At 66.7% G+C, this 20,331-nt stretch carries 21 protein-coding genes; 7 read left to right on the top strand and 14 right to left on the bottom strand.

Annotated features, from left to right (window positions below; all coding sequences use genetic code 11):
• Positions 1 to 18: 18 nt before the first annotated feature.
• From SB786_RS24795 to lysA, 5 genes are all read right to left on the bottom strand, one after another.
• Positions 19 to 744 (bottom strand): amino acid ABC transporter ATP-binding protein, encoded by a 726-nt coding sequence (locus SB786_RS24795; protein ID WP_126225748.1) that lies wholly within the window; start codon positions 742 to 744, stop codon positions 19 to 21.
• Positions 745 to 788: 44 nt separating this feature from the next.
• Positions 789 to 1,448 carry an amino acid ABC transporter permease gene (locus SB786_RS24800; RefSeq protein WP_175702761.1) on the bottom strand — a complete coding sequence of 220 codons (660 nt, stop codon included), beginning with the start codon at positions 1,446 to 1,448 and terminating at the stop codon, positions 789 to 791.
• 84 nt (positions 1,449 to 1,532) lie between these two features.
• Complete coding sequence (locus SB786_RS24805; protein WP_410729792.1) at positions 1,533 to 2,333, bottom strand: transporter substrate-binding domain-containing protein; 801 nt, start codon at positions 2,331 to 2,333, stop codon at positions 1,533 to 1,535.
• 179 nt (positions 2,334 to 2,512) lie between these two features.
• Positions 2,513 to 2,779, bottom strand: a complete 267-nt coding sequence (locus SB786_RS24810; protein ID WP_410729793.1) for a hypothetical protein — start codon at positions 2,777 to 2,779, stop codon at positions 2,513 to 2,515.
• A 143-nt stretch (positions 2,780 to 2,922) separates the two neighbouring features.
• The gene (lysA, locus tag SB786_RS24815; protein ID WP_410729794.1) at positions 2,923 to 4,176 is read right to left on the bottom strand and encodes a diaminopimelate decarboxylase; all 1,254 of its coding nucleotides are present in this window, start codon (positions 4,174 to 4,176) and stop codon (positions 2,923 to 2,925) included.
• A gap of 109 nt (positions 4,177 to 4,285) precedes the next feature.
• On the opposite strand from lysA, the gene SB786_RS24820 reads away from it, so the two are divergent.
• Positions 4,286 to 5,200: a LysR family transcriptional regulator gene (locus SB786_RS24820; protein WP_410729795.1), complete on the top strand. Its 915-nt coding sequence runs from the start codon at positions 4,286 to 4,288 to the stop codon at positions 5,198 to 5,200.
• 87 nt (positions 5,201 to 5,287) lie between these two features.
• Positions 5,288 to 5,887, top strand: coding sequence for a GNAT family N-acetyltransferase (locus SB786_RS24825; RefSeq protein ID WP_410729796.1), 600 nt, complete (start codon positions 5,288 to 5,290; stop codon positions 5,885 to 5,887).
• Positions 5,888 to 6,004: 117 nt separating this feature from the next.
• Here SB786_RS24825 and SB786_RS24830 read toward each other — a convergent pair whose 3' ends face one another.
• The 4 genes from SB786_RS24830 to SB786_RS24845 all read right to left on the bottom strand — a co-directional run bounded on the left by SB786_RS24830 (position 6,005) and on the right by SB786_RS24845 (position 8,227).
• Positions 6,005 to 6,577: a DUF4142 domain-containing protein gene (locus SB786_RS24830; protein WP_006760722.1), complete on the bottom strand. Its 573-nt coding sequence runs from the start codon at positions 6,575 to 6,577 to the stop codon at positions 6,005 to 6,007.
• A 384-nt stretch (positions 6,578 to 6,961) separates the two neighbouring features.
• A complete protein-coding gene (locus SB786_RS24835; RefSeq protein WP_410729830.1) occupies positions 6,962 to 7,585 on the bottom strand; it encodes an HAD hydrolase-like protein in 624 nt (207 codons plus the stop codon).
• Between the two features lie 118 nt (positions 7,586 to 7,703).
• The gene (locus SB786_RS24840; protein ID WP_410729797.1) at positions 7,704 to 7,970 is read right to left on the bottom strand and encodes a Txe/YoeB family addiction module toxin; all 267 of its coding nucleotides are present in this window, start codon (positions 7,968 to 7,970) and stop codon (positions 7,704 to 7,706) included.
• Positions 7,967 to 8,227, bottom strand: coding sequence for a type II toxin-antitoxin system Phd/YefM family antitoxin (locus SB786_RS24845; protein ID WP_410729831.1), 261 nt, complete (start codon positions 8,225 to 8,227; stop codon positions 7,967 to 7,969). Before SB786_RS24845 ends, SB786_RS24840 begins: the two co-directional genes overlap by 4 nt.
• 152 nt (positions 8,228 to 8,379) lie before the next feature.
• On the opposite strand from SB786_RS24845, the gene SB786_RS24850 reads away from it, so the two are divergent.
• Complete coding sequence (locus SB786_RS24850; RefSeq protein WP_410729799.1) at positions 8,380 to 8,823, top strand: GNAT family N-acetyltransferase; 444 nt, start codon at positions 8,380 to 8,382, stop codon at positions 8,821 to 8,823.
• 55 nt (positions 8,824 to 8,878) lie between these two features.
• On the top strand, positions 8,879 to 9,097 hold the full coding sequence (locus SB786_RS24855; protein WP_006751720.1) for a DUF1653 domain-containing protein: 219 nt from the start codon (positions 8,879 to 8,881) through the stop codon (positions 9,095 to 9,097).
• 108 nt (positions 9,098 to 9,205) lie between these two features.
• Here the strand turns inward: SB786_RS24855 and SB786_RS24860 are convergent, their stop codons facing one another.
• Together SB786_RS24860 and SB786_RS24865 are read right to left on the bottom strand one after the other, a co-directional pair.
• The gene (locus SB786_RS24860) at positions 9,206 to 10,417 is read right to left on the bottom strand and encodes a winged helix-turn-helix domain-containing protein (protein ID WP_410729800.1); all 1,212 of its coding nucleotides are present in this window, start codon (positions 10,415 to 10,417) and stop codon (positions 9,206 to 9,208) included.
• A 348-nt stretch (positions 10,418 to 10,765) separates the two neighbouring features.
• Complete coding sequence (locus SB786_RS24865; RefSeq protein ID WP_410729801.1) at positions 10,766 to 12,154, bottom strand: MFS transporter; 1,389 nt, start codon at positions 12,152 to 12,154, stop codon at positions 10,766 to 10,768.
• A gap of 322 nt (positions 12,155 to 12,476) precedes the next feature.
• Between SB786_RS24865 and treA the strand changes: the two genes are divergently transcribed.
• Complete coding sequence (treA, locus tag SB786_RS24870) at positions 12,477 to 14,207, top strand: alpha,alpha-trehalase TreA (RefSeq protein ID WP_410729802.1); 1,731 nt, start codon at positions 12,477 to 12,479, stop codon at positions 14,205 to 14,207.
• A 92-nt stretch (positions 14,208 to 14,299) separates the two neighbouring features.
• On the opposite strand, the gene SB786_RS24875 is transcribed toward treA, so the two are convergent.
• Both SB786_RS24875 and SB786_RS24880 read right to left on the bottom strand, forming a co-directional pair.
• Positions 14,300 to 15,781, bottom strand: a complete 1,482-nt coding sequence (locus tag SB786_RS24875; protein ID WP_410729803.1) for a carbohydrate porin — start codon at positions 15,779 to 15,781, stop codon at positions 14,300 to 14,302.
• 114 nt (positions 15,782 to 15,895) lie between these two features.
• Positions 15,896 to 16,156, bottom strand: coding sequence for a hypothetical protein (locus SB786_RS24880; protein ID WP_410729804.1), 261 nt, complete (start codon positions 16,154 to 16,156; stop codon positions 15,896 to 15,898).
• Between the two features lie 1,062 nt (positions 16,157 to 17,218).
• Between SB786_RS24880 and SB786_RS24885 the strand changes: the two genes are divergently transcribed.
• Positions 17,219 to 17,356, top strand: coding sequence for a hypothetical protein (locus tag SB786_RS24885; protein ID WP_410729805.1), 138 nt, complete (start codon positions 17,219 to 17,221; stop codon positions 17,354 to 17,356).
• Positions 17,357 to 17,458: 102 nt separating this feature from the next.
• Entirely contained in the window at positions 17,459 to 19,105 is a 1,647-nt protein-coding gene (locus SB786_RS24890) for an Nramp family divalent metal transporter (protein WP_410729806.1), read from the top strand.
• Positions 19,106 to 19,181: 76 nt separating this feature from the next.
• On the opposite strand, the gene SB786_RS24895 is transcribed toward SB786_RS24890, so the two are convergent.
• On the bottom strand, positions 19,182 to 20,087 hold the full coding sequence (locus SB786_RS24895; RefSeq protein WP_410729807.1) for a helix-turn-helix transcriptional regulator: 906 nt from the start codon (positions 20,085 to 20,087) through the stop codon (positions 19,182 to 19,184).
• Between the last annotated feature and the right edge of the window lie 244 nt (positions 20,088 to 20,331).

The raw sequence follows: 20,331 nt of genomic DNA on the forward strand, positions 1-20,331 counted from the left end.
AGCGAGGCCGTCGCGCGGTCAGTGCAGGATCTTGTCGAGGAAGTCGCGTGCGCGTTCGGAGCGCGGCGCGGCGAAGAACGCATCGCTCGCCGCATCCTCGACCACCGCGCCCTGGTCCATGAAGATCACGCGATGCGCGACCTTTCTCGCGAAGCCCATCTCGTGCGTGACGCACACCATCGTCATGCCGTCGCGCGCGAGCTCGACCATCACGTCGAGCACTTCGTTGATCATCTCGGGGTCGAGCGCGGAAGTCGGCTCGTCGAACAGCATCGCGACCGGGTTCATCGACAGCGCGCGTGCAATCGCGACGCGTTGCTGCTGCCCGCCGGACAATTGCCCCGGATACTTGTTCGCATGCGCGTTCAGGCCGACACGATCGAGCAGCTTCATCGCGTTGTCGAGCGCTTCGTCCTTGCGGCGGCCGAGCACCTTGACCTGCGCGAGCGTCAGGTTGTCGGTGATCGACAGGTGCGGAAACAGCTCGAAATGCTGGAACACCATGCCGACCCGCGCGCGCAGTTGCGCGAGTTTCGCGGCGGGATCGCCGAGCCGCATGCCGTCGACGACGATGCTGCCTTTCTGGAACGGCTCGAGGCCGTTGATCGTCTTGATCAGCGTCGACTTGCCGGAGCCAGACGGCCCGCAGACGACGACCACTTCGCCTTTCGATACCGCCGCGCTGCATGCCGACAGGACCTGATGCTTGCCATACCACTTGGAAACGTTGTCGAGCGTGATCATGGGTTGTCCGTGGTTGAGGTTCGGGTTGAATGACATGCGCAGGCTCAATGCGTGGATGGCAGCGACAGCCGCGTTTCGACGCGGCCCTGCAGCCGCGTGAGCAGCGTGCTCAGCACCCAGTAGAGCGCGGCGGCCGCGAGGTACAGCGGCAGCGGCTGGAACGTCGCGGCGATGACTTCCTGCGTCGAGCGCAGCAGCTCGGTGACGGTGATCACCGACACGAGCGACGTGTCCTTGATCAGGCTGATCAGCGTATTGCCGAGGCTCGGCACCGCGAGGCGCAGCGCTTGCGGGCAGACGATGTGGCGCAGCGTCTGCACGTGCGTGAGGCCGAGGCTGTGCGCGGCCGCCCATTGCCCGCGGCCGATGCCGAGGATCGCGCCGCGCATGCTTTCCGACAGGTACGCGCCGGCGTTGAGCGTCAGCGTGAAGATGCCGGCCGTCGTCGGATCGAGCGTGATGCCGAGATCGGGCAGCCCGTAGTAGACGACGAACATCTGCACGAGCAGCGGCGTGCCGCGCATCAGGCTGACGTAGCCCTGCGCGAGACCGGATGCGAGCCGGTTGCTGCCGATGCGCATGATCGCGACCACGAGCCCGACGACGAGGCCGAGCGCCATCGACGCCACCGCGAACTTCAGCGTGAGCAGCGCGCCCTTCACCATCACGGGCAGGGTATGAATGACCAGATCGAGTGCTTCCATCGCGTGTCTCCTGATTGTGTGTCGTGTGCCGCCGAGGTGTCGGCGCGCCCGCGCGTTCGGGCGCGCGGGCGCGTGACGGCTGCGTTATTGCGCGACCGGCCGCGTCGTGTCCGTGCCGAACCACTGCATCGAGATCTTCTTCAGCGTGCCGTCCTGCTGCAGCGATGCGACCGCGTCGTCGATCGCCTTCGCGAACTTCGGATTGCCCTTGCGGAACGGGATGCCCATCCGGTCCTCGCCGCCGGCGAGCACGGAGCCGGGCCGCAGCGGCAGGTGCGAGTTCTTGATCAGGTAGCTCAGCATCAGGCGGTCATTGACCGCCGCGTCGATACGCCCGGCCGCGAGGTCGCGCAGGTTTTCCGGCGTGCCTGGATAGACCTGCAGATCGATCGCGGGCACCGTCTTCACGAGATCGACGTAGTTGCTGCCCATCGTCACGCCGACCTTCTTGCCCTTCAGCTCGTCGAGCGACTTGAACGCCCGCGTGTCGTTCTGGCGTTGCAGCAGCTGCGCGGACGAATACACGTACGGCATGCTGAAGTCGAGCGCCTGCTGGCGCGACGGCGTAATCGCGACCTGGTTGACGATCACGTCGAACTTGCCGGCCTGCAGCCCGGCGAGAATCCCGCTCCATTCGGTCGTGACGAACGCCGGCTTCACGCCGAGCCGCGCGGCGACCGCCTTCGCGACGTCGACGTCGAATCCTTCGAGTTGTCCTGCGGCATTGCGGTAGTCGAACGGCGGGTAGGTGCCTTCGAGTGCGATCTTCAGCACGCCGGCCTGCTTGACGGTGTCGAGCAGGTCCGCCGCGTGCGACGCCGTGGCCGCCACGCAGAGGAGGGCGGCGGCGAGGCCTTGCTTGAGCGTCGGGGTGAAGGGCTTCATGGTTGTCTCCGGGTGTTGTCGAAACGTCGTTGTCGAAATTTTTGGGCGTACGTCTCCGCGGCGACGGGCGGCGTCGCCGTGGGTGGGAAGCAGGCCGCGGTGGAATGCGGCGCGGGAAAGGTGCGGCGACAGACGGCGCGAGAGGGCGCGACAGGGCGCGAGCCGTTTGCCGCGATGCGTTACGGCATGCGTTCGCGCATGGTGGCGTAACGGTGCGCGGCGAAGAGTTCAAGCATCGTGTTCATGAGTGCCCGTGCGGCTTGCGAGTGGGGTAGACCGGCTGCATCGTCGATGCGTATCCGGTGACGCAAATGCTGAACGACTGAGGGCAATCTTAGTTTTGTCAAAAAGGAAAGTGCTTCCAAAAATGCACGGACTTCCCACGCGGCGTGGAATGTTTTTCTCCATGCATGGAACACGCTGCAGGCGATCTGCTGCGGTTGCACGGGATGCGCAGCATCTGGTGCTACGGTGTGCTCGAGCGGTTGCGCTGAGCATCACCGCCGAAAAGCAAAACGGCCAGGCATGCCGATAGCGGCAAGCCTGGCCGTTGGCGTCCGGTCAGTCGAACGCGGCGCGAACGCGCGTGTTACTCGAACGTTTCGAGCGCGAGCAGTTCGCCGATCGTCTGCCGGCGGCGGATCAGCCGCGGCGTGCCGCGATCGACCAGCACTTCCGGCGCGAGCGGCCGGCTGTTGTAGTTCGAGGACATCGATGCGCCGTACGCGCCCGCATCGTGCAGGAACAGCAGGTCGCCGATCTGCGGTTGCGCGAGCTTGCGGTGCGTGACCACGCCGCCCGCGTCCTGTGTGAACACGTCGCCGGATTCGCACAGCGGCCCCGCGATCGCGATGTCGACGAGCGGCCGGCCGGCCGGCAGCGCGCCGTCGGGCGCATGCACGGACACCGCGTGGTAGCTGCCGTACATCGACGGACGCATCAGATCGTTGAAGCCCGCATCGATCAGCACGAAGTCGTGCTTCGGCCGGCGGTTCACGGCCTGCACTTCGGTGACGAGCGTGCCGGCCTCCGCGACAAGGAAGCGGCCCGGCTCGATCTCGATGCGCACCGCATGGCCGAGATGCCGTTCGATCCGCTTGCGCGCGGCATCCCACTGGCTGAAGTAGTGGCCGACGTCCACGCGCGGCTCGCCGTCGCGATACGGAATCGACAGCCCGCCGCCGGCGGAGATCGCTTCGATGTCGTGGCCGAGCGACGTGACGAGGTCGACCATCGCGTCGCACACCTGCGACAGGTGGCCATAGTCGACGCCCGAGCCGATATGCATGTGGATGCCGACCAGCTTCAGCCCGTACTGACGCACGATCTCGATCGCGCGCGGCACGTCGTCGATCCAGATCCCGTGCTTGCTCTGCGGGCCGCCGGTATTGGTCTTGTTGCTGTGGCCGTGGCCGAAGCCGGGATTCACGCGCAGCCACACGCGATGGCCGGGCGCATGCTCGCCCACGCGTGCCAGCATGTCGAGCGAGCCGGCGTTCACGGTCACGCCGTGCTTCAGCACGGCGGCGAGCGTCGGGCGGTCGATCAGGTCGGCCGTGAACACGACGCCTTCCGGATCGCCCGCCGCAGGACCGCCTGCCGGACTGAACCCCGCAGCGAGGCTGCGCTCGATCTCGCCGAGCGACACGGCATCGACGCACACGCGTTCGTCGCGCATCAGCTTGAGGATATGCAGGTTCGAGTTCGCCTTCTGCGCGTAGCGGATCACGTCGAACTGACGCAGTTGGGCGATGCGGTCGCGGATGACGTCGGCGTCGTACACCCACAGCGGGGTGCCGTATTGCTGCGCGAGCGTCGCGAGCTGGCGGGAATCGAGGGACATGGCGGAGGAAGCGGAGCGAATGAACGGACAGCCTGAATGATGCGCCTGTTCGTCTATACAGTAAAATGCCTGATTGTCGATGTTCGATTCATTTCTGATATAAGCGGCCATGCTTACACACCGGCACATCGAGGTCTTCCGCGCGCTGATGGTCACCGGCAGCACGACGCGTGCGGCCGAGATGCTCTATACGTCGCAGCCCACGATCAGCCGCGAGCTCGCGCGGATGGAGCAGGTGATCGGCTTCGCGCTGTTCGAGCGCTCGCATGGCCGGCTGCGGCCGACGATGGCCGCGCTCACGCTGTTCGACGACGTGCGGCTCGCGTATGTGGGGCTCGAGCGCGTCGCGGCCACGGCCGCGCGGCTGCGCGAATTTCGCGACGGGCAACTGTCGGTGATCGCGTTGCCGGCGTTTTCGCATGCGATCTTGCCCGGCGCCTGCCGGCGCTTTCATGACGCGCATGCGGGCGTCAGCGTGTCGGTCGCGACGCAGGAATCGCCGGTGCTCGAAGAATGGCTGACTGCGCAGCGCTACGACCTCGGGCTGACCGAACACGACGTCGCGCCGGCCGGCACAGTGCTCACGCCGCTGCTCGAAGTCGACGAAGTGTGCGTGCTGCCCGACGGCCATCCGCTGCTCGCGCGGCGCGCGATCGATCTCGCGGATCTCGCCGATCGTCCGTTCGTTAGCCTGTCGCTGAATGACCCGTACCGGATCCTGATCGACGAGGCGTTCGCGCAGCTCGGCGTCGCGCCGCGTTCGGTGGTCGAGACGCCGTCGGCCGTGTCGGTGTGCGCGTTCGTGCGGCAGGGGCTCGGCGCCGCGATCGTCAATCCGCTGACCGCGCTCGATTTCGTCGGGCGCGACCTGCATGTGCGGCCGCTCACGCGCTCGTTTCCGTATCGCGTCAGCGTGATCGTGCCCGAGCACCGGCCGAAGAGCCTGCTCGTCGATGCCTTCGCCGAGGCGCTGCGCGACGAAGCGAAGGCGATTCGCCGACGGCTCGCCGCGCTGCCCGGCTGACGCTGATCGTATGATGGGCGTTTCGATGTGCGTTTCGCCGCGCACGGCGTCATCCTCTTCGTCACCTTCACGGCACCGGAACCCGTCATGACCGACGCTTCGTCTTCTCTCGAACAACCGACGCTTATCGGCGAGCGCGTCGTATTACGGCCGCTCGAGGCAATCGACCGTCAGGCGCTGCTCGACGCCGCGGCGGACGGCGAACTATGGAATCTGAAGGTCACGGTCGTGCCGGGCGAAGACACGGTCGATGCCTATATCGACACCGCGCTGCAAGGCCGCGCGGCCGGCACGGTGATGCCGTTCGTGATCGTCGAGCGTGCGTCGGGCCGCGCAATCGGCAGCACGCGTTTCTGGAAGATCGATGGCAACAATCGCAAGCTCGAGATCGGCCATACGTGGCTGAGCGAATCGGCGCAGCGCACGCGCGCGAATACCGAAGCGAAATGGCTGCTGCTCGCGTACGCGTTCGACACGCTGCACTGCGTGCGCGTGCAGTTCACGACCGACGAACTGAACGAGAAGTCACGCGCGGCGATTCTGCGGCTCGGCGCGAAGCAGGAAGGGATCGTGCGTCACGAACGGATCATGCCCGACGGCCGCAAGCGCAATTCGGTGCGCTTCAGCATCATCGACGACGAATGGCCTGAGGTGGGCGAGCGGTTGCGGGCGAAGCTCGCGACGTAACGCGGGCCGGGTGCCGCAGGCGTCGCGCCACCGCAGAGGGGGCGGCGACGCGACGAGTGGGAAGCGGGGTGCCGCGCAGGTTGCGCGGCGGGTATCGCGTTACGGGCGTGACTGGCGTTACTGCGCCGATGCGAGGTGATGGCGTTGCGCGAGCTTCTGCGCTTCCGCGTAGTGGGCCTGCAGGATCGGCAGCGACTGGCGTGCGACTTCCTTCAGCTTCGTGTCGCGACCCGATGCGATTTCGGCCTGGAATGCCGAGATCGTCTTCTGCTGGCCGGCGAGCGCGACCTGCTCGATGTACGCCTTGTCGAATTCCGCGCCGCGCAGGGTCTTGATGCTGTCCAGCACGGTCGTGTCGGGATCGTTGGCCGGCACGTCGACGCCGCGCGGGCTGGCCGCGCGCATCGCCTGGATGATCTTCGCATCGTCGGTCGACACGCGTTGCGCGAACGCCTTCACCTGGCTGTCCGACGTGCGCGAATCGGCGATGCGTGCGGCGTCGTGCTGTGTCGACACGGTTTTCGTGCCGTCCGTGATGAAGGTCTGGTCGGCTTGGTGGATGCGCGTTTGCGTGGCGGCGGTCGGTGCGGCCGGCGCCGGTTGCGCGGTTTGCGCGGTCGCCGTCACGGCGACGAGAAGCAGGCCAGCGGCAGACAATGCAAGGCGCGAGACTTGGGGAAAGCGGTTCATGGGATCTCCTGTCGATCGGGGCTCTGAGTAATGGGCGGATCGCGTGATCCGCGGCTGTGCGAGAGACCGGGCGCGCCCGGGCCGGACTCGATCGCCGCTCTGCCGCGGCGGCGTTCGAAGTGATTCCCGGCCCGACTGATTCTAGGAGAGCGCTCCGGTAGCAGGTGCAACCGCGCTGTGGTTTGTGTAACGGTTGGTAAGACGAATCGAGGGGTGCGCGCGTGGACAGGTAGTGCGTACCTGTCGTGTGCATCGTGGCGGCAATTTTTGCGTGCGCGACGCGCATGCAATGGATGCGATGTGCGCACGTGTCATCGGCGTTTCATCGTCGTGCGCGTCGCGACGCGACGCGTCGAATCGAAGCGCGCGATGCGCATGACACCGTCAAACGCGATCGAGCAGTGCGTCGAGACGCGGCAGCAATGGCGTCGCGCAATGCGCCTGCAACGCGTCGGGGGCCGTGTAACCCCATGCGACGCCCTGGAAGGCAATGCGCGCCCGGCGCGCCGCTTCGGCATCGCGGATTTCATCGCCGACATACAGCGCGTCGTCGGGCTGCATGCCTGCTTCGCGCACGAGCGCACGCAGCCGGCGCGCCTTGCCGAACAGCGGAATGCCGCATGCGAACGTATCGACGCATCGGCTTGCGTGCGGGCCGAGCCGGTCGCGCACGATGTCCTCGGTGTTCGACGTGGCGATCGCGATGCGGATGCCGCGCGCGGCGAGTGCGTCGAACGTCGCGTCGACGCCGGGGAACAGCTTCACGTGCGCGATGCGCGGCCGCATCAGCCGGCGCATGTCGATCGTCACGCTCGGCACTTTCCACATCGGCACCTCGAGCGCGCGGATGATCTCGCGCGCCGACATGCCGCGCAGCGCGGGGCGCAACTCGGGCGTCGCGTCGCGAAAGCCGTGCATGCGCGACGCCTCGGTGAGCGCCGCGAGAAAGCAGTCGAGCGAATCGGCGAGGGTGCCGTCGAAGTCGAACGCGACGAGTCGATAGGGCATGAAGTGATGCGGCAGGTTCATCGAGCCGCCGACGATATCACTGAATCGAGCCGCGTTGGCTGAACGGTGGGTTGTGCATGATGCGGGGGATTGGCGCAGGAACGTGGCGGGATTGACGCTACGCGTAGTGATAGCGGCAGGACACGATGCTGATCTGAAGATCATCCGCTTCGTAGACGAGACGGTTCGTATCGTCGATGCGGCGTGACCAGAAACCGGACAGATTGGCCTTCAGCGGTTCGGGTTTGCCGATGCCTTCGAACGGCGTCCGTTGGGCTTCGCGAATGAGCTGGTTGATGCGCCTGAGCGTCTTGCGGTCTTGCCCTTGCCAATAAACGTAGTCGTCCCACGCGTCGGAAGTAAAGAGCACGCGGCGTACGCTCATTCATCGTCCTCCGCCAGCTTGTGCGCTTTCGTCTTGCCCTTGCGCAATTGCGCAATCGAACGTTCGAGATGGGCGACGTTGGCCGGCGAGCGGAGCAGGTGAACCGTCTCCATCAGGCTGTCGTAGTATTCCTGCGACATGATGACCGCGTTCGGCGCGTCGCGACGTGTGATGAGCGTCACGTCCGCGTCGTCGACGACCTGATCGATGACCGTCTTCAGATTGCCGCGGGCATCCGAAAAGTGAATCGTGCGCATGATTTGCTCCACTTGTACTTTAAACCGTACAAGTATAACACGGGTGAGTTTATTGTACAGAATGTTGTCCATGTCGAACTCAGCCTCGCTTGTCGTCCACCCCGCGCCGCGCTATCGTTGCTGCTCCGCCCCGACCCAACCGGAGAGCCGCCGTGCCCGCAACCCCATCCGCCACGCTGAGATTTTCCACCGACAAGCGCGAACTCGACATCGACGCGATCTTCGATTTCCTGCATCGCGATGCGTACTGGTCGCAGGGTATTCCCCGCGACGTCGTCGAGCGTGCGATCGACGGCTCGCTGTGCTTCGGCGCGTATGTCGGCGACCGGCTCGTCGGGTTTGCACGCCTCGTGACCGATCACGCGACGTTTGCGTACCTCTGCGACGTATTCGTGATGCCCGCCGAGCGCGGCAACGGCTACGGCCGTGCGCTGATCGATCACGTGTTCGCGCAGCCGATGGTGCAAAGCCTGCGCCGCATCATGCTCGCGACGACCGATGCGCACGAGCTGTACCGGCCGGTCGGATTCGGGCCGCCCGCGAATCCCGAGCGGCTGATGGAGATCCGCCGCCCCGACATCTACGCGAAGCGCTGACGCACGGCGAGCGCATACAATACGCGCTTTCGTTTTTGCCGAAGGAAAGCAGATCATGACCGAACAGGAAGCCGAACAGCTCGCCACGCATCGTCACTACAAGGGCGGGCTGTATCGCTACATCGGCGTTGCCCGTCATTCCGAAACCGAGGAATCGGTGGTCGTGTACGAGCATCTGTGGCCGCATGCGCGCGGCCTGTGGGTGCGCCCGGAAGCGATGTTCAACGAGAACCTGCCGGACGGCACCCCGCGTTTTCGCAAGCTGCGCGACTGAGCGGTAGCCGGCGGCTGGCAACGCGTGCGTCGCCGTACACGCGCAAGCGGCACGCGCCACGCGCAGCGCCGCCGCGCGGCGCTCGGCGCTCGCGTGAATCCGCCGGCCTCAAGCGCCGGCCAGCGCCTTCGTCAATTCGGGCGGCGCGTGCGCGACCGTCACGTCCGGCGTGCCATGCCACGCCGCCAGCCGCTTCACCGCCTTCGCGACGTCGGCCGCGATTCCCGTGCCGAATCGCACGCCCGGCTCGACGTGCACTGCTTTCAACTCGAACGTGCCGAGCACGCGATGCGCTTTCGCGTCGATGCGCCCGATCAGCCGGCCGCGATGCAGCACGGGCAGGCAGAAATAGCCATAACGCCGCTTGTGCGCCGGCGTATAGCACTCGATCGTGTAGTCGAACCCGAACAGCGTCGACGCACGCCGGCGGTCCCACACCACCGGATCGAACGGCGACAGCAGCGTCGTCACCGTCGAGCGCAGCGTGTCGGCTGCGGCGGCCGGCAGCAGCGCTTCGAGCGAGCGATGCACGTAGGCCGGCTCCTTCCATCCGGCGATCTCCACCGGAAGCAGTTCGCCCGCGCCAGCGAGGCGCTCGAGCTCCGCACGGTACGAACGGCGCGGCAGCCGGTAGTAATCGGCCACCCAGTCCGCGCGCACGACGCCGAGCGCGCGGCACGTGTAGTCGAGCAGCGCGGGCAGCACCGCGTCGCGCGGCGGCAGGTCGCGCGCATCGTCCCAGCCGGGCAGCACGCGCTCGCGCACGTCGTAGATGCGCTGGAAATTGCGGCGTTCGGACACCATCAGGTCGCCGGTCGTGAACAGCACTTCCAGATGTTTCTTCTCCGGCTTGCGATCCCACCAACCGTTGCCCTTCATGCCGTCTTCGCGGATGAAATCCGCCGACCGCACCGGGCCTGCGTCGCGAATCCGCGCGAGCAGCCGTTCGATGTCGGGGCGGTTCTGTTGGTGCCATTCGGCCGCGTATTTCCAGCCCATTCCCGACGGATCGAGCATCTTGTAGCGCATCAGCCCGAACTGCTCGATCGGCAGGAAGCACGCTTCGTGCGACCAATATTCGAACAGGCGCGCCTCGGCGAGATGTTCGTCGAGCCATTGCGGGGCAAAGTCGCCGAGACGGCTGAACAGCACGAGATACGGGCTGCGCGCGACGACGTGAATGGTATCGATCTGCAACTGCGCCATCCGGCGGATCGTGTCGAGCACGTCGGCCTTGGTGGCCTTGCGGCGGGGCGGGGTCAGCAGGCCCTGCGCGGCGAGATGCAGCGCGCGGGCGGCGGCAGGCGAGAGCGTAAGCATCGGAGCGGCGGCTGAGGGCGACGGTCAGGCGCCACTTTAGCGCGAATGCGCAGCACGTGTGCGGCGCGCGCTCACACGCGTCTGACAATGCTTGACAGATGCGCGGCGCGACTTTCCCTATAGTGCGGACATGGCGCGACGAATGGTGCGCGCAACGATTCCGCTTCCGACGCACATATGTCCATGGCACGCAGGAAGCAGATCCGGGATTCTCAACCCCCAACGAGAGACCCGGAGCCCTGAGCGGACATCCATGCGGCTGTGCACCGGCCCCGTGTGGATGTCCGCTGATTTTTTTGGTTTTCCGGTTTTTTCAACCGCCTGCCCGTTCCCGCCCGCCTTGCCCGTTCATTGCCGCTTGCCGCGCGCGACTTCGTCGCCGGCGCCGGGCGGCAGCCGCCGCGTGATCGGAATCGACGCGAACGAACACAGCCCGACCACGACGAACGCGGGCCAGAAATCCGACCACACCATCGTCTGATGGCCCTGCAGCCAGTGCGACACGTGCAGCACGAGGCCGGCGACCGTCACGCCGAGCCCGAGCGACATCTGCTGCACGACGCTGCCGAGGCTCGTCGCGCGGCCCGCGTCGGCCTGCGAGATATCCGCGTAGATCATCGAATTCAGGCTCGTGAACTGCAGCGCGGGGAAGATGCCGCCGACCAGCACGATCATCCAGATCGCCCAGGTGGCCATGCCCGGATGGAACACGCCGTATGCGGCGATCGCGAGCCCCGCGAACGCGGCGTTGTAGATCAGCACCGTGCGAAAGCCGAAGCGGCGCAGCGTATGGGTGGCCGTCGAGCGGCTCACCGCGCCGCCGAGCGCCGATGCGCAGGTGATCAGCCCCGAGTGGAACGCGCTCATGCCGAGGCCTTCCTGCAGCGCGAGCGGCAGCAGGAACGGCACCGCGCCGAGGCCGATGCGGAACAGCGACCCGCCGACCACGCTCGCGTGGTAGGTCGGAATCTTCAGGAAACTGAGGTCGAGCACCGGCCGCTCCTTGCGGCGCGCGTATGGCACGTAGAGCGCAAGCATCACCGCGCCGGCCGCGCACATCATGATCGCGTTGCCGCGCGACGTGAGCGAGCCGTCGATCAGCGTGAGGCCCATCAGCAGCAGCGCGGCGCCGCTCGCCGACAGCAGGAAGCCGAACCAGTCGAGCGGGCCCGGGTCGGGTTCGTGCGTGTTCGCGATGTGCTTGCTCGCGACGTAGATCCCGTAGATGCCGATCGGCACGTTGATGAAGAAGATCATCCGCCAGTGCAGGTAGGTCGTGATGAAGCCGCCGACGAGCGGCCCGAGCGTCGGCCCGAACAGCGCGGGAATCGCGAGGTAGTTCATCGCGCGCACGAGATCGGAGCGCGGCACCGCGCGGAAGATGATGATCCGGCCGACCGGCACCATCATCGCGCCGCCGACGCCCTGCACGAAGCGCGCGAACGTGAGCACGCCGAGGGAATTGGAGGCCGCGCACATCAGCGAGCCGACGACGAAGATGCCGATCGCGGTGCGGAATACGGAGCGCGCGCTGAAGCGGTCGGCGAGCCATCCGCAGATCGGGATGAAGACGCCGAGGCCGACCACGTAGGCCGTGATCGCAATGTTCAGTGTGACGGGATTGTGCCCGAAGTCTCTCGCCATCGCGGGCAGTGCGGTGACGATGATGTTCGCGTCGACGCTTTCCATGAACAACGCACAGGCAACGATGAGCGGTGCTAGAAAGACGGGCGACATGAGCAGGGCGCGCGGTAAAGACGCCATTATGCCCACAATGTGGTCGTTGCGTCACGTGACGCAACGCCTGTTTCGCATGTTGCAACAGTCGTTCCTGTTACCGTGTTCGGCAAAAGAGACGACTGCGGCTCATGACGTCACATATGACGCGCGTGTGCGGGCCCGGCCGCGAAACTTGCGTGCGATGCGCGTTTCGTGCGACAGTCGAAACTCATCTGCGACATACAACGACGCGCATCGATCGACGGCCATCGAGACGAGCGCCCGCGCGAACGAGACCCCTGCCGATCCACTCACCATCGAAAAAAGGAGGGGACACGTCATGACGTCACGTCGTGCCGCATCGATCGCATCGCATCCTGCTTCGCACTCGCACTCGCACTCGCACTCGCACTCATTCGCTCCCGCGCCGCGCATGCGCTGGGCCGCCGTCCTGGCCGTCGCGTACCTGGCGGTCGCCGGGTGCGCGGCGCAAGCCGACAGCGCGAACCACGCGGCCGCGCAGGCGGCCGTGCCAGCCTCGGCGGCGCTCGCGAATCCGGCCGCCGGCGGCGCGCTGCTGCCGCCGCCGAGCCAGCTCTACGGCGACCTGTTCGTCGCGGTGCAGACCGCGCAGCTCTATCCCGACCAGAAGACCTTCGTCGATGCGACGCCCGATACCGATCCCGCGACGATCGTGCAGTTGTATCAGCAACAGAAGTCGCAGCCGGGCTTCTCGCTGAAGGCGTTCGTCGACCAGCATTTCACGCCGCCGCCGGCAGGCGGCGTCACGCCGCCCGCGAACCAGACGCTGCGCCAGCATATCGACTGGCTGTGGCCGCAGCTCACGCGCACCAGCACGACGGTGCCGCCGTACAGCTCGCTGATCCCGATGCCGAAGCCGTACGTGGTGCCGGGCGGCCGCTTCCGCGAAGGCTACTACTGGGATACCTATTTCACGATGCTCGGGCTGCAGGTGTCGGGGCGCGAGGATCTCGTCGACGACATGCTCGACAACTTCGCTCATCTGATCGACACGATCGGCCACATCCCGAACGGCAACCGCACGTACTACGCGAGCCGCTCGCAGCCGCCGTTCTTCGCGTACATGGTCACGCTCGCCGCGCAGGCCGAAGGCGACAAGGTCTACCAGAAATACCTGCCGGCGCTGCGCAAGGAGCACGCGTACTGGATGCAGGGCGAAACCACGACGCCGCGCGGGCAGGCCGCGCGCCACGTGGTCGCGATGCCGGACGGCGCGGTGCTGAACCGCTACTGGGACGCGAGCGACACGCCGCGCGACGAGTCGTATCTCGAGGACGTGACCACCGCGAAGGCCGTGCCGGATCGCCCCGCGAACGAGGTGTATCGCGACCTGCGCGCGGGTGCCGAAAGCGGCTGGGACTACAGCTCGCGCTGGTTCGGCGACGGCAAGACGCTCGCGACGATCCGCACGACGTCGATCGTGCCGGTCGACCTGAACAGCCTGATGTTCCATCTCGAGACGACGATCGTGAAGGGCTGCGCGGTCACGCACGACATCGCGTGCGTCGCGGACTTTTCCGGGCGAGCGGGCCGCCGCGCGGCCGCGATCAATCACTATCTGTGGAATCGTCACGGCTATTACGGCGACTACGACTGGCAGTTGCGCAAGCCGCGCGACGGCGTGACGGCCGCCGCGCTGTATCCGCTGTTCACGAGTGTCGCGTGGCCCGAGCGCGCGAAGGCGACCGCGCGCGAGGTGCGCAAGACGCTGCTGCAGCCGGGCGGCCTCGCGACGACGACCGAGAACACGGGCCAGCAGTGGGATGCGCCGAACGGCTGGGCGCCGCTCCAGTGGATCGCGATCGAAGGGCTGCGCCGTTACGGCGACCCGGCGCTCGCGAAGGACATCGGCACGCGCTTCCTGACCGACGTGAAGCATGTGTATGCGACGGAAGGCAAGCTCGTCGAGAAGTACGTGGTGGAGGGGGCCGGCGCGGGCGGCGGCGGGGGCGGCGAATATCCGCTCCAGGACGGCTTCGGCTGGACCAACGGCGTCACGCTGAAACTGCTCGGGCTGTATGGCGAGTGACGGGGCGCGTGCGTCGCGCGCCGGCACTGGAATGCACACGGGCCGGCGTGCCGCGCAAGCGGTCGTCCGGCCCGTGTCGCATGCGCGGCGCGTCAGAACGTGATCGTCGTGCGCACGCCGACCACCGTTTCGTCGCCGATGCGCGCGCCGGCCGCATTCGGGTTCGGGATGCCGCCGCCCGGCCGGAAGAAGTGCTGCAGGTCGGCCTGCAACTGCCACCACGGCGTGACCTGGTACTGGTAGGTCGCCTCGATCACCGTTTCCGCGCGGCGCACCGGATAGCCGGGCGTCGTGTAGGCGCCCGTGTCGCCGTCGAGCGCACGCGCGTGCGAGCCGATCTTCGTGTAGCCGACCGCGATGCCGGCCGTATCGTTGTCGCGTCCGGCGAACGGCGCCTTCAGCGTGATGCCGGCATTCGCCGCGAAATCGACGACGTTGCGATCGCCCGGCGAGCCCATCACGCGCGCGAACACGCCAACCGAACGCGGGCTGCCGGCCGACGGCCGCCACACCATCTGATCCGCGACCGCATAGAAGCCGTAGTTGCCGCGATGCGTGGCGGCGATCCCGTTGCTGTCGGGATTCGCGAGCGACAGCCCGTCGGTGCCGAAGCGCGGATCGTTCGCGTGCTGCGACTGATACCAGAAGCCGAGCTTGTACGTGCCGGGCAGGCCGGCCGGTTGCGGCGCCTTCGGATCGGCGGGCGGCGCGTTCAGCGCGTACTGGAGTTCGCCGATCACGAACGCGCCGCTGCGCAGGTTGAAGTTGGTGCCGTGCGCGTTCAGCGACTGGGCGTCGCCGTCGCTGCGGCCGGCAGGGTTGCCGTCGAACACGCCGACCATCGCGGTCCACGCGTCGGCCGGTTTCACGCGCAGCCGCACGCCGAGCGACGACAGCGGATACGCGGGGCCGCCGGCCGGCAGGTCGGTCGCCGGCAGAACGGGCCAGCCGAACGTCGCGTTCATGAACGTCGCCGCGTACTGGCTCACCATGAACTCCTGGTCGACGCTCTGCTGGCCGATCTTCACGTCCGCCTTGCCGTCGAGAAACGCCTGCTGATACCAGAGCTCCCACAGCCGCGTGGTCGAATTCGCTTCGATGCCGGTCGCGGTCTGCAGCGTCTGCAGGTAGCGCTGCGTGAGGTTGGTGCCGTGGATCTGCAGCCCCGACACGTTGAACGTGCCGCCCGGCAGCCCGATCGCCTTCTCGGTATCGACGGTGAAGCCGAATTGCGTGACGCCCTGGTACGCGCCGCCGCGATTCGTGCCGCCCGCGGCGTTGTACAGGTATTCGCTGGTTTCCTGCAGGCTCAGCGTGACGCCGTGGTCGCCGAGCACGTCGCGCAGGCCACCCATGTTCCCGAACAGGTTCGAACGCTCCCAGAAGCCGGTGGGGGCGGGCGCGGCGGTATCGGCGGGCGGGGCGGGGGCGGCGGTGTCGGCGGCGCCGGCCGTCGGTTCGGCACCGGCTGGCGACGCCGATTGCGCGAATGCGGGTGCGGCGGCGAGCGACAGGAAAAGCGCCGTAAGCGCATCGAGTCGACGCTTGCGCGCGGGTTCGAAACGATTCTTCATGTGTGCTCCGTTATTCGAGTGCTGGGTCAGGCTGGAGAAGTGGCGGCATGAGGCGATCGCATGCGTGCGTGCGTGCGGGCGGCGCATGGGCACAGGGCCGCGCCGCGCTGCCGCTTACGGCAGCCAGCCGCCGATACGCCAAGCCTGCGTGAAGCCGAGGTGCGACGCGGCCGTGCAGAGCAGCACGACGAGCGCGACGGCGGCCGCCATCGCGCCGGCCAGCATGCAGTCGAGCGGGCGCGGTGCCGCCGGCCTATGCGCGAGCGCGCGGCCGCCCCGGTTGCCGAGTGCGTCGGCGAGCGATGAAACCGACAAGCGATCGCACGAGATGTGCAGGAGCCGCTTGACTCTGACCGTGAGCGATTGAAAGAACATGGCGTACCTCCGTCCGGTCCGGAGCATACCGGACGACGTGATCGAGCGTAGGCACGACGCGGCCTGCGATCGGCGGTTGGAACGTAACGGAGCGTGCGACGGACGAACCGGCGAGGCCGGTCCGGGAGGAAGCGCGCTAACCCGACGAAGCGAGCTAGCGGCGAAGGACATGCGTCCGGCTGCTATCTCGCGATGGCTTGGCCGGCCTGGGCCGGCATCGAACTACAACTTAAGCATGTGTCCACGGAGGGACTCCCTTGATGATCCGGAGCGGATTGTAGTCGCGCGTTTTGCTGCGGTGCAAGCAAAAAACGTCGTCTTTGCGCGGATTGCGACAGTGCCGCAGCGACGGTGCGGCCTGGCCGACAGGCGCTCAACCTACCGCCCGCCGCTTGCGATGACCGTTGCTCGCGCGCATCGGCGGCACGCGCCGGCCCGGGCGTTGAAAGGTTGCGGCGCGCCATTCCGGGCGTAAATCTTTCAGCGCCCGGTGCTGAAAAAAAATATTCCCCGAACGGGATGGCAGAGGGTTGACTTCCGTTTCGGCCGGTCCATAGAATCCGGCATCTTCACTCTTGGGGCCGCCGCCTTGGACGCCTGCAGTAGTCGATCTTCGAACGAAGTTTCCGCCTGAGCGACCGACGTCCGCGCCTCATCGAAGCCGCCGTTTGTCCCCCAGGCAAACGGTGCGCGCAGCAGTATTCCGCAGTAACCCCCTACGTGCACCCTGATTCGCGCCGGTTAGCGTGATGCCTTTGCGCATGCGCGATCCGGTTTCGCCGCTGCCTGGTGCGCGGCCGCGTTCGCGCATGCGTTTCGCATGCAGCCGAACCGCGGCCGGCGCGCCGGACGGCGGTCAACCGTGTTTTCCGGAACACCGCACAGGAGCCGCCATGAACGACAGTGACAGTTGTCCCTTATGCCCGTTGCGTCAACAGACCCTTTTGAACCCGGGTCGCAGGGACATGCCGGCCGACTAGCCTGACACGTCGTTCAGGCCCCGGACTGGCCCCGCGCCCACCCGCGGCCGGCACGCATGCCGTCGCCGCCAGGAGCCAGACCATGAACTTCGGCCTTCTGCTGTCGAATCTCCCGCAAGTCACCCAATCGCGTTCGCACTACGACGCGATGCTGACGTTCGACGCCCGTCCGCGGGTGTTCTCCCGGCTGTGGAGCCGCCTCAAGTCGTTGATCCACTGACACACCGAGCGCGTCTCGGCATGCGCACGCGGGCCGGTCCCGCGCGCGTATGCCAAGGCCACACGCTTGGCCGGATAAAAAACCAGCCGTACGGAATTCATCATGTCCACGCCATCCAACGTCTCTCCACCGATCGCCGTCGAGCGCAGCGCCGTGCTCGACGAAGCCCACCTGGGCGACATCCGCGGTGCCCTCGGCACGATCTCGCATCACGACACCGCCGCACGCGGCACGTGGTGGGCACGGCTGCGCACGCTGCTCGCGATCATCGGCCCCGGCCTGATCGTGATGGTCGGCGACAACGACGCGGGCGCATTCGGCACCTACACGCAGGCGGGCCAGAACTACGGCACGACGCTGCTGTGGACGCTGCTGCTGCTGGTGCCGGTGCTGTACGTGAACCAGGAAATGGTGCTGCGCCTCGGCGCGGTCACGGGCGTCGGCCATGCGCGGCTGATCTTCGAGCGCTTCGGCCGGTTCTGGGGCGCGTTCAGCGTGATCGACCTGTTTCTGCTCAATGCGCTGACGATCGTCACCGAGTTCATCGGCATCACGTTCGTGCTGGCTTTCTTCGGGCTCCCGAAGGTTGCGGGCGTGTGCGTCGCGGCCGCGCTGACGATGGCCGCGGTGAGTACCGGCGACTTCCGGCGCTTCGAGCGGTTCGCGATCGTGCTGTGCGTGCTGAGCCTGCTGCTCGTGCCGGTGCTCGTGTCGATCCACCCGCCGGTGTCGCAGATGTCGCGCGACTTCTTCGTGCCGAACTGGCCCGCGCACGCGAAGCTGTCCGACGTAATGCTCCTCGTGATCGGCATCGTCGGCACGACGGTCGCGCCGTGGCAGTTGTTCTTCCAGCAGAGCTACGTGATCGACAAGCGCATCACGCCGCGCTTCATGAAGTACGAGAAGGTCGACCTGTGGATCGGCATCGCGTTCGTGCTGATCGGCGCGGTCGCGATGGTCGGCTTCAGCGCCGCGCTGTTCGGCGGTCATCCGGAAGCAGGCAACTTCACCGATGCGGGCGGCGTGATCGCGGGCCTCGAGAAGTATGCGGGCCGCACGGGCGCGACGCTGTTCGCGGTCGCGCTGCTCGATGCGTGCATCATCGGCGCGGCGGCGGTCTCGCTGTCAACGGCATACGCGATCGGCGACGTGTTCAAGATCCGTCATTCGCTGCATCGCGGCGTGTCCGACGCGAAGGGCTTCTATCTCGTCTACTTCGGGATCGTCGCGGCCGCAGCCGCGCTCGTGCTGATCCCGGGCAGCCCGCTCGGCCTGTTGACCGAAGCGGTGCAGACGCTCGCGGGCGTGCTGCTGCCGAGCGCGACGGTGTTCCTGCTCGTGCTCTGCAACGATCGCCAGGTGCTCGGCCCGTGGGTCAACTCGACGAGGCTCAACGTGTTTACGGGTGCGGTGATCTGGGTGCTCGTGCTGCTGTCGATCATCCTGACCGCGTCGGTGATGTATCCGGACATCAGCGGCGAAGCGATCGTCGACGTGCTGGTCGGCGGCACGGTGCTCGCGATCGCCGGTTATCTCGCGACGGTGCTGATCCGCCGCAACAAGCGCGTCGTCGAGCCGGGCATCGATCGTGCGGCGCGCGACACGTGGCGCATGCCGCCGCTCGACTCGCTCGAGCCGCAGAAGATGACGGTCGCGACGCGTGTCTGGATGGCCGTGATGCGCGGCTATCTGGTGGTCGCGGTCGGTCTCGTGATCGTCAAGGTCGTGCAGATGACGCTGATGAAGTAACGGCGCGTCATCGTCGCGATGCGCCCCGAACATGCCGGCCCGCGCGGCCGGCATGTTCGCATGTGCGGGCAGCGCGTCAGATCAGCTCGAGCTTCGAGGTGAGGTACGTGAGCTGGATCCGGTTCGCGACGCCGAAGCGCTTGCGCAGCTTGCGCAGGTGATAGTCGACGTTGTGCGCACTGGTGTCGAGGCGGCGGCCGATCTCCTTGTCGGACGCGCCTTCCGCGATGCCCAGCAGCAGTTCCTGCTCGAACGGCGTGAGCCCGTTCACGGCGCGCTCGCGCGACGTCGCGATCAGTTGCGGCGACGCGAACTTGTGCACCGACAGCCCGATCGACAGCGCCTGCTCGATCGTCGCCGGCGTGATCCACTCGCGCGTGCGGCGCGGTGCGGTGAAGCTCATGAACGCGTGCAGCCGCGTACCGGGCACGGCCATCGAATACATGATGCCGCTGCACATCCCGTCGTCCTGCATCGTCTGCAGGAAACCGTCGAGCGCGGCCGGCGTCACGCACGGGCCGTCGTCGCGCTCGCGATGTTCGCGGCGCAACTGCTGCAGGTCCCACACGATCGGCATGTTGCACACGCGTGCGTCGAGCGTGCGCGGATCGATGTCGTGATGGTTGTGCCGCACGTAGTCGCCACGGTAGGTGGTCGGCGTGAACGCCTCGTGCAGATAGAGACTTTCGACGCGCTCGCGTGAGAATTCGAGCGCGAAGTACGCGAACGTCGAGAAGCCCGTCAGGTGCAGCAGGCTTGCGACGATCCGGTTGCGTTCCGCCGTGCTCTGCGCGTTGGCGAGCGTATCGGCGACGCCGAGCTTCGGCGCGTGCGGCTGCGTGATGTCGCCGCGCTTCAGGTCATCGCACCAGACGACCTGCACCGGGCGCTCTCTCGACGCGTCGGCGCAGGCGACCGTCCGCCGGGGCGAACGGGGCAACGTTGGGGCGACCGCTTCTTCTTGCAATGCAATATCGGACATGAGCCATCCCTCGGAATCGACGCGCATCGCGTGGCGGCAGCCGTGTCGTGCACGGCGCTCGCGACGATGCAATCGAGCATCTTTATGATATGCGCCGATCGTCATCCAGACGAAACGCGGGGGCATTGTACAAAAATGCCTGTGTGCGCGTAATATGCCGTAATACTAATGCGGACGAAAGGTTCATATCCGCACCCGTATAGAGATGACCAGAAAATCATAAAGAAAAGACCAGGTGGTGACG

The sequence above is a fragment of the Burkholderia sp. SIMBA_062 genome, assembly GCF_046534765.1.
GTDB lineage: Bacteria > Pseudomonadota > Gammaproteobacteria > Burkholderiales > Burkholderiaceae > Burkholderia > Burkholderia ambifaria.